The organism is Bacillus sp. FSL M7-0791, assembly GCF_038627085.1.
GTDB lineage: Bacteria > Bacillota > Bacilli > Bacillales > Bacillaceae > Bacillus > Bacillus safensis.
On record NZ_CP152022.1, the window covers coordinates 610,810 to 623,189 of the forward strand.

Below are 12,380 nucleotides of genomic sequence, written 5' to 3' on the forward strand. Positions count from 1 at the left end.
AACCCGCTTTTCAGCGGGAGAATTACGGGTGTTTATTTTCAAGCGCCGCATTTGCAGGCACTTTTTTATTCGGTTTAAAGATGAAATAAGCAGCCAGTACGCCAAAGGTAATGATACTCGTCAAAATGAGCTGTGGCCGCATGGATTCGATAAACAGCATCGATGCCAAGATGGCGCAAATGACCAAAATGGTAAAGTACGTGAGGTATGGGAACAGCCACATTTTGATTTTGAGCTGTTCTGGATTTTCTTTTTCGATTTTGCGTCGCATTCTTAATTGTGAAACGGCAATGACCAAGTAAACAAGAAGAGCAATGGCGCCAGATGCATTGACTAAGAACAAAAAGATGGTTTCAGGATAAAAGTAGTTCATCATGACGGCAATGTAGGAAAAGAAGGTACCTGCGACTGTAGCCGCTACAGGAACACCACGTTTGCTGATTTTCATAAAACGTTTCGGTGCTTCGCCTCTTTCTGCTAATGAATAAAGCATTCTGGACGTTGTGTACAACCCGGAGTTTAAACAAGATAAAACAGCTGTTAAGACAATGACGTTCATGACTTGAGCGGCTGATGGAACACCAATGTATTCTAATACCGCAACGAACGGGCTTGTTAAAATACTTGCGGAATTCCAAGGAAGCAAGGTGACAACGACAGCAATTGATCCGACATAGAATACGATAATACGCCATACAACAGAGCGGGTGGCTGTCGTCACAGATTTGACTGGGTCTGCTGATTCACCGGCCGCTATGGCCACAATCTCCGTTCCCATGAAGGAAAAGATGACGACGACGATTCCGAGTAACACAGAGCTGAATCCATTTGGAAGAAAACCGCCGTTCCCTGTTAGATTGGCAAGACCTGAAGTATGATGACCGCCAAAACCAAAGATAAATGCAAAACCAATGAGTAGAAAGAGAATGATGCTGACGACTTTAATTAGTGAAAACCAATATTCAAATTCGCCAAAAGATTTAACAGAAAAGATATTTGTTAATGTTAAGAGGATTGTGAGGATAAGACTTGTGAGCCAAACAGGTGCATCTCCATACCAATATTGAATAATGGCAGCACCGGCAATGGCTTCGATGGCGATGACGATCACCCAGAAGAACCAGTAAAGCCAGCCGATTGTAAACCCGGCCCATGGACCGATGGCATCGCTCGCATATTGTGAGAAAGAACCGCTTGTCGGATAGGCACATGCCATTTCTCCAAGCATTCTCATAATAAAGATCACCAGAAGTCCGGCAAAAGAATAGGAAAGAATGGATCCAGGGCCTGCAGAATGAATGACAGCGCCGCTACCAACAAATAGCCCTGCCCCAATGACCCCAGCAATGGAGATCATCGAAATATGTCTTGTTTTAAGGTTTTTTTGAAGACCGTTTGTCATGTTGGACATTTCTTTACCTCCAAACATTTCTCATGAATAGAGAATTTGTTTTTAGAATATTTTAAATTTTATCATACTGAATTGTCATTCAGCATTGGACAGGTTATCAAACTGACATTTCAAACCTCTTAACATGATGTTAAAAAGTAGAAAGGATTTGAGAGATTATGTTCCCTCTTTTCCCTCTGTTTATTTTTAAAATAGCATAAAAAAGGAAGGAGGGAAGTTGTGTCTCGAAATAAAATTATTCTGATAATTTACCAGAGAAGAGTGATCTGACGATATGTCCATTTCGAAGAGAAATGGAAAAAGGTTGATAGGAGTAGGTCTTGGGGTCATTTGACCTTATAAAAATAAGTTTACTTAGGTCAACACATTTCTATTTATCCTATTTTGCTGACATAAGCGAATCATGTTGCTGTAGACCCACACGGGCTTTGCTTTGTAAGATAAATAATAGAAAAGTGATGTGTGAGGAGGCGCGGTTCAACATGGAGCGCTATAACGAATTAAGACAAGGTGAAACAGGTGCTTGGGTCAGCATCATTGCCTATGTGATCTTATCTGCGGTCAAACTCATTATTGGGTATGTGTTTCATTCAGAGGCCCTTTCGGCAGATGGATTGAATAACACGACGGATATTATTGCATCCCTTGCTGTGTTGATTGGGCTGCGTATTTCTCAAAAGCCGCCTGATGAAGATCATCCGTATGGTCATTTTAGAGCGGAAAATATTGCGTCTCTTGTGGCTTCCTTTATCATGATGCTTGTTGGACTCCAGGTTTTGCTGAGTGCAGGCCAGTCGCTCTTCTCATCTGAGCATCAAACGCCGGATATGATCGCGGCTTGGACGGCAGCAGGAAGTGCTGTTGTGATGTACGGTGTGTATATTTATAACCGCAATCTGTCCAAACGAATTAATAGCCAGGCTCTTCATGCGGCAGCTGCTGATAATAAATCAGATGCGTATGTGAGTATTGGCACATTTGTAGGAATCATGGCTTCTCAATTTCAGCTGGCATGGATTGATACGCTAGCAGCCTTTGTCATTGGCTTAATTATTTGTAAAACTGCGTGGGAGATTTTCAGAGATGCCTCTCATTCGTTAACAGACGGTTTTCATATCAAAGATATGTCTAAATATAAAGAGACCATTGAAGCAACACCAGGAGTAGGCGATTTAAAGGATATAAAAGCGCGTTATCTTGGAAGTACAGTCCATGTGGATGTAGTGGTTGAGGTCGAGCCTAACTTGAACATAGCAGAAAGCCATGATATTGCAGATGAAATTGAACGCAGAATGAAACAGGAGCATGATATTTTACATTCTCATGTTCATATGGAGCCAGCAAGTAAGTCAAAAGAAGAGAAGAAGTCTTTCCCATCGTGAGAAGGCTTCTTTTTTATACGTGCTGATGTTATATGCAAATGCGCGTTGTATGGTAAAGTTAGACTATATGAAATTTGACAGAAACGTGATAGGAGGATCAGGATGGCATTTGATGAACCGATGCATTCAGATTTACAAAAAATCGTAGATAACATCAATAAAGTCATGGTTGGGAAAAAAGACATTGCGATATTAAGCCTTGTTGCGATTTTGGCGAAGGGGCATGTGCTGCTAGAGGATGTGCCTGGTGTAGGGAAGACGATGATGGTTCGTGCTTTGGCAAAATCCATTGGCTGTGAGTTTAAGAGAATCCAATTCACTCCTGACCTTTTGCCTTCAGATGTAACAGGTGTGTCGATTTACAATAAAAAGACGAATGAATTTGAATTTAGGCAAGGACCGATCATGGGCCAGATTATTTTAGCTGATGAGATCAACCGGACCTCTCCTAAAACACAATCAGCATTGCTTGAAGCGATGGAGGAAGGCAGTGTCACAGTGGACGGAGAAACGATGCCGCTTGCGGATCCTTTTTTCGTCATGGCGACACAAAACCCAGTGGAATATGAAGGGACTTATCCGCTGCCAGAAGCGCAAATGGACCGGTTTTTATTCAAACTGCAGATGGGATATCCGACCATGCTCGAGGAGCTGGAGGTGCTCAACTTGCAGGAGAAGCAATCCCCGATTGATACGCTCCAAGCTGTCATGACAAAGGAACATATCCATGCGTTGCAGCAGGCTGTTCAGACCATTCATGTGGATGCATCCATTAAAGAATATATTGTTGAAATTGCTCAAGCGACGCGTAAACACCCATCTGTTTATCTAGGTGTGAGTCCAAGGGGATCGATCGCCTTGATGAAAGCGGCACAGGCGTATGCACTTTTGAATCAGCGCGATTATGTGATTCCTGATGATGTACAGTATTTGGCGACTTATACATTACCGCATCGTATGATTTTGACATCAGAAGCGACATATGAAGGGAAGAAGGCGGAGACACTGCTGCGGCAAATGCTTGAGCAAATTGGCGTGCCAGTTCAAAAGTCGATGACTCAATGAAGTCACGTCATCGTGTAACAATTTCATTATGGTTAAGGGTGATGATGCTCATCATTCTCACTGCGGCAGCCTTTTGTTATGCCATGTTTCAGGGAGGGTTTGTGAGCTGGTTCCTTTTTTATGCATTTTTACCATATGCTTTGTATGCTTTGCTGTTTGCACTTGTTCCGCTTCGCGCGACAGCCAAGAGGACACTACAGCAAACACGCTTAAAGGCGGGGGATGTGCTGTCCGTTGACCTTGAAATCAAGCGGACACATCCATTTCCGTACGTTTACGTCATGATAGAGGATGCTCCGCCAGATACCTTTCACTTACAGGAACAGATTGAAATGAAGCAAATGCTTTTTCCCTGGTTTCGGAAAACATGGCGATTTTCCTATCAATTGAATGATGTCATGCGGGGAGAGCATCATTTGACAGCCGTTAGAATCAAAACGGGTGATATGTTTGGGTTTGTTGAAAAAGAAATCATCATTCCGTTAGAGAAAAAGCTGCTTGTCTACCCAAAAGTGCTGGATATCCCTGTAGAGCCTGCTGAGTCAGTGAGTGAAAATGGAGGCAAAGCGGTTCACTCGTGGTTCAATGAACCGGCCCATGTGACAACAGGCGTACGGGAATATCAGCAAGGAGACCGTTTTGCTTGGGTGGACTGGAAGACGACGGCCAGAAGAGGCCAGCTGATGACGAAGGAATTTGAACAGAATCAAGCAAAGGACCTTGTTGTGTTTGCTGATTTTACTGATCAAGCTGTTTTTGAAACAGTCGTCTCTATTGCGGCATCTGTTCTTCAAACGGCTGTGAAAAAAGGAGTGCCGTCAGGTCTTGTCCCTCTAGGAGATCAGCATGCCTTTCGAGTCGATCAAGGAGAACTTCATTTACAGGACATGCTTTATTATTTAACAAGGGTGCAGCTTCAGCCTTCCCGCGCACTAGAATATAAACCGTTAGCAGCGAGTGAGTACCAGCACTCAGGAAAATATGTCGTCACGGGTCAGCTGCAGGAGGAGCTTGCGGCAAGTCTCTTTGGAAATCGAAACAGGAAGAACATCACCGTGCTTTTAGTGAAGAAAGCCGTTGACCATTTCACGACAAAAGAAAAACAGCTTGTAGACCGGCTCAAGGCCTCTGGAATACGCATCACCCTTTTATTTGAAGACCGGCTGCACGAAAGAACTGTGAGGTGACAAACATTTATGCTGCATTCGCATCTGCGGCAAAGCCGTTTTGAATTGTTCATCTATTATGCTGTAGCTTTTCTGCTGCTATGGGAGTGGCTTCGTCCGCTTCAAGATTTTACAGAGACGAGCCATACGTCTTATTTCATCATTTTTATCGGGCTTACGTGTTTGTTTACGTTCTTTCGTCTGAAGTGGTATGTGACGTTTCCTATTTGTGCTGGACTGATTTTGCTCGCCTTATATTTGATCTTTTATCAATCAGCGCCAGGTTATCCGGCTGCTTTGTTTGCTGATATCAAGGATAATATCACGTTAATGAGTATGGGCATGTGGAGTGATATGTACCCGTCTTTCCGCACATTGTTGTTTTATATTTTGCTGTGGCTGCTTGTCTACTTGCTACATTATTGGGTGGTCTATCAGCAGCGTATCTTTTTCTTTTTACTGATGACGATTGTGTATGTCACGATTCTTGATACGTTTACGCCATATGATGCGACTTTTGCAATCGTTCGTATTATGGTATTTGGCTTTTGTTTGCTTGGGTTGCTGTATTTTGATCGACTGCGTTCAGCTGAGGGCGTTCGGGTGTCACAGAAAACACGTCTAAAGTGGTTTTTGCCTATGCTGGCGCTTGTCCTTCTATCAGCGTCACTGGGTGCTTCTTTGCCAAAGTCTGATCCGAAATGGCCCGATCCTGTTCCGTTTTTTAAGGCGGTCACGAATCAAGATGGGACAGCCGGGCAGAATAAAGTGGGATATAGTGCAGATGATTCGGCGCTAGGCGGACCGTTTAGTGAGGACCGCACACCTGTTTTTAAATGGAGCGGAAAGGAGCCATCATACTTTCGTGTAGAAACAAAAAGTATTTACACAGGAAAGGGCTGGGAGGATGCTTCAAATGATACGAAGCCTACTCGGCTAAAGGACGACACTGTGCCGAATCGGTGGTTTACTGAGCGAGTGAAAACAGAGGAGCATGAAACAAGAATTGATATAGAATCGGATTATCGATTTAATCATGCTGTTTATCCTATTGGAACGATCATGCTGACGCCAATGGAAAACATTCCGCTGCAAATCATGGGCAAAACGGAGAAAATTGTCCCGTCTATGCAAAACCCACCCAAAAATTTAGGGAACTATCAAGTCAGCTTTTTATCTCCTACATTTATTCTGGAGGATTTGCAGAGAATCAAAGTACCGACAAAGAAGCAGGTGAATCAGCAGGTTGGCCGTGAATACTTGCAGCTTCCATCTTCACTTCCAGAGCGTGTGAAAACTTTGGCAAACAGCTTAACGGAAACGAAGGACAATATGTATGATAAAGCCAAAGCAATCGAGGATTATTTAGGATCTGCGAAGTTTTCATATGAAACGCAGAATGTCGCTGTGCCTGGTCGTAATGAAGATTATGTGGATCAATTTTTATTTGATACGATGATTGGCTATTGTGATAATTTTTCAACATCTATGATTGTAATGCTTCGATCGATTGGGATTCCGGCGAGATGGGTGAAAGGGTATACGTCTGGCCAGTTATATGAAACACAAATGGATGGAAACAATGTGTATGAAGTGACCAATAACAATGCGCATTCATGGGTAGAGGTTTATTTTCCAAACAGAGGCTGGGTCACCTTTGAACCGACAAAAGGATTTACAAACCCAGAGACTTTTACGAATGAAGCTGTTTCAAGCGATCAAACGGATGATCAAAAAGAAGAAGAAGATCAGTCTAGTTCTGATGCAAGTGAAGATCAGCAGCAAGACCAGCCGAAGCAGCAGGAGACAGAGCAGCCGGCACAACCAAAGGAACAAACAGCGCAGGCAAAGCCAAATATGGTGCATGTTGGTTGGGTTATAGGTTATGCGGCAGTAGCTATTGTCCTGCTTGGTTTCATCAGCTGGATGCTTTATCGATTCAGAACAAGATGGCTGCCATTCTTTATTGTAAGAAAGGTGAAACGTCTGCCAGAGGATGAAGCATTCTTCTATGCGTATGCAGCTCTATTAAAGCAGCTAGGGCGCAGAGGAATCGAGAAAAAGCCAGGTATGACGCTAAGAGAATTCGCTTCGTTGATTGATGAGAAGAATGGAGATCATCATATGTCAGAGCTGACGCAGCTTTATGAACGTGCGCTCTACCGGCGAGAGGATGCCTCGGCGCTTTGGCAGCAATCGGCAAAGTTATGGGAAAATTTAATAAACAGGAGATAGTCTTGACCGCGTACCTTCCTGTTGTTAGAATAGGTGAATATTAAAACCTTCTAAAATACATGAAATTGAAGCGTTCGGATGTGAGTCTGGGCGCTTCAAAAGCGTGATTCACACTGAGAGCAGGTTTTCTCCTCTCATTTTTTCTGTGCGTTTATAAAAAACTATATTGGACATAGAGGTGACACCATGACAAATTTAGTAAATGAAATGATTTTGGTTCTCGATTTCGGCAGTCAGTACAATCAGCTGATCACACGCCGTATTCGTGAATTTGGTGTGTACAGTGAGCTTCATCCGCACACTTTAACTGCTGAAGAAATTAAAGAAATGGCACCTAAAGGAATCATCCTTTCTGGTGGACCAAACAGTGTTTATGATGAAGGATCTTTCCGCTGTGATGAAAAGATCTTTGATCTAGACATTCCGGTTCTAGGCATTTGCTACGGCATGCAGCTCATGACTCACTATTTAGGCGGGAAAGTAGAAGCGGCCAGCCAGCGTGAATATGGAAAAGCAGATATCCATATTAACGGAACACCTGCTTTATTCAAAGACCTTCCGACTGATCAAGTCGTTTGGATGAGCCATGGTGACCTCGTTGTTGAAGTACCAGAAGGCTTTACAGTCGATGCAACAAGTGCACATTGTCCAAACTCAGCCATGAGCTTAGCTGAGAAGAATTTCTATGGCGTTCAATTCCATCCAGAGGTTCGTCACTCTGAGTACGGAAATGACCTATTGAAAAACTTTGTCTTCGGCGTGTGTGATTGCGATGGCAAATGGTCAATGGAGAACTTCATTGAAATCGAAATGCAGAAAATCCGTGAAACAGTAGGCGACAAGCAAGTATTGTGCGCACTAAGCGGCGGTGTGGATTCATCTGTTGTGGCGGTATTGATCCACAAAGCCATCGGCGATCAGCTGACATGTATTTTCGTTGACCACGGTCTTCTTCGCAAAGGCGAAGCAGAAGGGGTTATGAAAACATTTAGCGAAGGTTTCAACATGAACGTGATTAAAGTAGATGCGAAAGATCGTTTCTTAAACAAGCTAAAAGGTGTGTCTGATCCTGAGCAAAAACGTAAAATCATCGGTAACGAATTCATCTATGTATTCGATGACGAAGCGGACAAGCTAAAAGGAATCGACTACTTAGCACAAGGAACACTTTACACAGACATCATTGAGAGCGGAACAGCAACGGCACAAACAATCAAATCTCACCACAACGTAGGCGGTCTTCCAGAAGACATGCAGTTCGAATTGATTGAGCCACTCAATACGCTATTCAAAGATGAAGTCCGTGCTTTAGGTTCAGAGCTAGGCATTCCTGATGACATCGTCTGGAGACAGCCATTCCCAGGTCCAGGACTAGGTATCCGTGTACTAGGTGAAATTTCTGAAGAAAAACTAGAAATCGTCCGTGAATCGGATGCGATTCTACGCGAAGAAATTGCCAATTTCGGCCTTGAGCGCGACATCTGGCAATACTTCACGGTTCTCCCAGACATCCGCAGCGTAGGTGTCATGGGTGACGCAAGAACATACGACTACACAATCGGTATCCGTGCTGTTACTTCTATTGATGGTATGACGAGTGACTGGGCAAGAATCCCTTGGGACGTGCTTGAAAAGATCTCAACTCGTATCGTCAATGAAGTGAAGCATATTAACCGCGTGGTGTATGATATTACGAGTAAGCCGCCTGCTACGATAGAATGGGAATAAATGTAAAAGAGCTAAAAACCTTTGTGTATCAAGGGTTTCTAGCTCTTTTTTATTTTTAACTGCACTTTTTCCTTCCGTTTTAATGTGTTAATGAATCATTCCATCCCTTACACACATCAATCCATTGTGAATAACCGGAGTATTTTTCTAATTGCTTTATTGTGAGTTCAATAGCACTGTTACTGCTTCCGCAGGCTGGATAGACTGTCTCAAAACGTTTTAGTGAAATATCTAAATAAACAGAAACGCCATTCTTTATAGCAAAAGGACATACTCCGCCAATTTCATGACCGACCAAGTCAACAACCTCATGAGGAGAAAGCATTTTAGCTTTTGTTTTAAAATATTCCTTGAATTTTTTGTTATCAACTTTTGCATCGCCAGAGGTCACAACTAAAATAGCTTGTCCATTTACTAGAAAGGAGAGTGTTTTTGCGATTCTTTCAGGTTCGCAGCCCAATGCAGAAGCAGCCAAGTCTACGGTGGCACTAGATACTGAAAACTCTTGAATTCGAGTATCCATATCATATTGTTTAAAATAATCTTTTACTTGTTTGATTGACATGATGATTTCTCCTTTTTATTTGTATTGATTTGACATTTTCCCGTTTTTAAAATTGTACTTTTAAAGTACAGTCTCTCCAGGTATTAATACAATAGAGTCATTATGATCATTATCTATTATTTAATCGATATTGATGTGGTGTTAGGTGATACTTTCTCTTAAATAAACGAATGAAATGCTCTACATTTTGATAACCAACGGCTGCCGCAATATGATCTACTTGTGAATTGCTGCCAGTGAGCATTTCGCAGCCTTTTTCCAATCTTATTTCTTGTCGAATCTCACTAAATGATTTGCCAAGCTTACGAGCTATATATTTTGACAGGTAAGACTGTGAAAGGTTAAATTTCTCTGCCATCTCCTGGATGGTGATATGCTCACAACATTGCTGAATATATTGGAGCATATCAATAATACGTATATCACGATATTGTTTGACCTGATTTACGTTCATATGACTTGGTTTGAATCTTAATAAGAGACATAATAATATCTCAAACAAATTATTCATAATCAACTGGTAACTAGGGAACCGATTATAATTTTCTGTAAATAGTTGAAGAGAGCAATCTAGCAAATGTTTATCCAAGTGACTATGGAAAATAAGAATATTTTTATTTTCTTTTATATACAATGCATTCAAAAAGAATTCTGAAATGACATTGTTTCCTTTTAACATTTTAAAAAACACTCTTTGAAAAGTACTCTTACGGATCATGATTTGCATAGCGATTGTATTCTCCATTACAATTGGCTTGTGTATGGTGTCAGGAGGAATAAAGGCAATATCTCCTGATTTCAAAGTCATTTTTTTATCTTCCACTTCTACATACATCTCATTTTCCAGAACATAGATTATTTCAAAGAAATCATGGATAGCCGACAATTGAGGCATAAAACGGCTATACTTTCTCACTTCGATATCTTTCTCCTGACCTAACCACATGGTATCTTCCTTTTCAAATTCGTTCTGCCCTTTTTGCAAAAATTCTTCTATATATATTTGCTTATGCATTAAATTGTGTTTATCATAATCCTTCAAAAATAATTGCAATGATTGATTGTCATGCTTTTTCTGTTGGTATTGTTGATAAAAGATTTCTTGCTCGTTATATTCTCTTAAATATTGCATCACTTCATGTTTTTCAAGTTTATCTTTTTCCATCTACATCCAAACCTCTAGTTTATTTACTGCAACCACCAGGGCTTTCACTGTTGCTTCTATAATATCTTTATCAATTCCAGCACCCCAATGCATGTTTCCTTGATATGAAATTCCAATCTGTGCACAGGCTTGTGCTTGAGAATCCTTGCCCAAAGAATTCTGCTCATAGACTTCCAAAACATACTCGAGATGAAAATATGCTTTTAACGCATTACTGATGGCATCTAAACTTCCAGTGCCAGTTCCTTGTATTTCAATTTGTTGATCATCTCTCAGCAAAGTTAAGGTAACTTCCTGCTTCTCTCCTTTATGAAATTGATAATCAAGCAGCTGGAAATGAGGGTGATAATCAACATACTGTTCTTTAAAAACATGATATATTTCTTCGACAGACAATTCCCTACTTGTCTGATCAGATACTTTCTTCGCTTCATAACCCATGGCTTCATTCATTTTATATGGAAGTTGAATGCCATAATTTGTTTCTAGTATATAGCCTATGCCGCCTTTTCCAGACTGGCTGTTGATTCGAATCACATCTGTTTGATAATTCCTTCCCAAGTCAACTGGATCTACTGGGATATAAGGAACGTCCCATTTATCAACATTATTTTCCTTTCTATATTTCATACCTTTAGATATCGCATCTTGATGTGACCCAGAGAATGCGGTGAAAACCATCTCGCCAGAATATGGCTGTCTCTCAGGAACAGTGATTCTTGTTAGTTTTTCATATTTTTTACGAATCGCTTCTAGGTTATTGAAATTCAATTTTGGATCATAACCTTGTGAATACATATTCATCGCCAAGGTAATCAAGTCAACGTTCCCTGTACGTTCACCGATACCAAATAATGTACCTTCGACTCTTTCTGCGCCAGCTAGAACACCAAATTCTGCATCACTCACCCCAGAGCCGCGGTCATTATGAGGATGAACAGATAATGTCACACTGTCTCGGTAAGACAGATTTTTGTGTATATACTCAATCTGACTTGCAAAGATATGAGGCATTGAATATTCAACTGTTGTCGGAATATTGATGATGGCTTTATGAGTTGGTGTCGGTTTCCAAATATCTAAAACACTATTACAAATATCTAACGCATAATCAACTTCTGTTCCTGGAAAGCTTTCTGGACTATATTGAAAATAAATATCACTATTTGTTTTTTCGGCAAGTTCTTTTACTAAAATAGCTCCATCAATGGCAATTTGTTTAATTTCATCTTTTGTTTTCTTAAATACTTGTCTGCGCTGCGCTTCTGAAGTCGAATTATATAAATGAACAATCGCTTTCGGTACTCCCTTAATGGCTTCGAAGGTTCGGCGGATAATATGCTCTCTCGCTTGTGTGATCACCATAATTGTGACATCGTCTGGAATCATATGATGATCAATCAGTGTCCGTAACAGCCTAAACTCCGTATCAGAAGCAGCTGGAAATGCGATCTCAATTTCTTTAAAACCTATCTCTACTAATAACTGAAACATTTCCAATTTTTCTTCTAAGTTCATAGGAATAGGTAATGCTTGATTACCATCCCGCAAGTCCACACTGCACCATATCGGAGCACTTTCTAATGTTTCTTTCTTCACCCAATCATAAGTAAGCTTCGGTGGCAAAAAGTATTTCTTTTCGTATTTTTTGTGGTTAAACATC

9 protein-coding genes are annotated in these 12,380 nt (G+C 41.1%); 5 read left to right on the forward strand and 4 right to left on the reverse strand.

Annotation, left to right across the window (positions count from 1 at the left end; all coding sequences use genetic code 11):
* Window positions 1–22: 22 nt before the first annotated feature.
* Window positions 23–1,411: a GABA permease gene (gene gabP / locus MHI08_RS03055; RefSeq protein ID WP_024424482.1), complete on the reverse strand. Its 1,389-nt coding sequence runs from the start codon at window positions 1,409–1,411 to the stop codon at window positions 23–25.
* Window positions 1,412–1,893: 482 nt separating this feature from the next.
* Here gabP and MHI08_RS03060 point away from each other — a divergent pair, with 482 nt between their 5' ends.
* The 5 genes from MHI08_RS03060 to guaA all read left to right on the forward strand — a co-directional run bounded on the left by MHI08_RS03060 (window position 1,894) and on the right by guaA (window position 8,987).
* The gene (locus MHI08_RS03060) at window positions 1,894–2,793 is read left to right on the forward strand and encodes a cation diffusion facilitator family transporter (RefSeq protein WP_044335634.1); all 900 of its coding nucleotides are present in this window, start codon (window positions 1,894–1,896) and stop codon (window positions 2,791–2,793) included.
* A 102-nt stretch (window positions 2,794–2,895) separates the two neighbouring features.
* Complete coding sequence (locus MHI08_RS03065) at window positions 2,896–3,858, forward strand: MoxR family ATPase (protein WP_024424484.1); 963 nt, start codon at window positions 2,896–2,898, stop codon at window positions 3,856–3,858.
* 101 nt (window positions 3,859–3,959) lie between these two features.
* Window positions 3,960–5,045, forward strand: a complete 1,086-nt coding sequence (locus MHI08_RS03070) for a DUF58 domain-containing protein (RefSeq protein WP_342499981.1) — start codon at window positions 3,960–3,962, stop codon at window positions 5,043–5,045.
* A gap of 9 nt (window positions 5,046–5,054) precedes the next feature.
* A complete protein-coding gene (locus tag MHI08_RS03075) occupies window positions 5,055–7,259 on the forward strand; it encodes a transglutaminaseTgpA domain-containing protein (RefSeq protein ID WP_342499982.1) in 2,205 nt (734 codons plus the stop codon).
* Window positions 7,260–7,445: 186 nt separating this feature from the next.
* The gene (gene guaA / locus MHI08_RS03080; RefSeq protein ID WP_024424487.1) at window positions 7,446–8,987 is read left to right on the forward strand and encodes a glutamine-hydrolyzing GMP synthase; all 1,542 of its coding nucleotides are present in this window, start codon (window positions 7,446–7,448) and stop codon (window positions 8,985–8,987) included.
* A gap of 79 nt (window positions 8,988–9,066) precedes the next feature.
* Here the strand turns inward: guaA and MHI08_RS03085 are convergent, their stop codons facing one another.
* The 3 genes from MHI08_RS03085 to MHI08_RS03095 form a co-directional block, all read right to left on the reverse strand.
* Entirely contained in the window at window positions 9,067–9,552 is a 486-nt protein-coding gene (locus tag MHI08_RS03085) for a YbaK/EbsC family protein (RefSeq protein ID WP_342499983.1), read from the reverse strand.
* Between the two features lie 109 nt (window positions 9,553–9,661).
* Window positions 9,662–10,717 (reverse strand): AraC family transcriptional regulator, encoded by a 1,056-nt coding sequence (locus MHI08_RS03090; RefSeq protein ID WP_342499984.1) that lies wholly within the window; start codon window positions 10,715–10,717, stop codon window positions 9,662–9,664.
* Window positions 10,718–12,379: a 2-isopropylmalate synthase gene (locus MHI08_RS03095; RefSeq protein ID WP_342499985.1), complete on the reverse strand. Its 1,662-nt coding sequence runs from the start codon at window positions 12,377–12,379 to the stop codon at window positions 10,718–10,720.
* Window position 12,380: the final 1 nt, after the last annotated feature.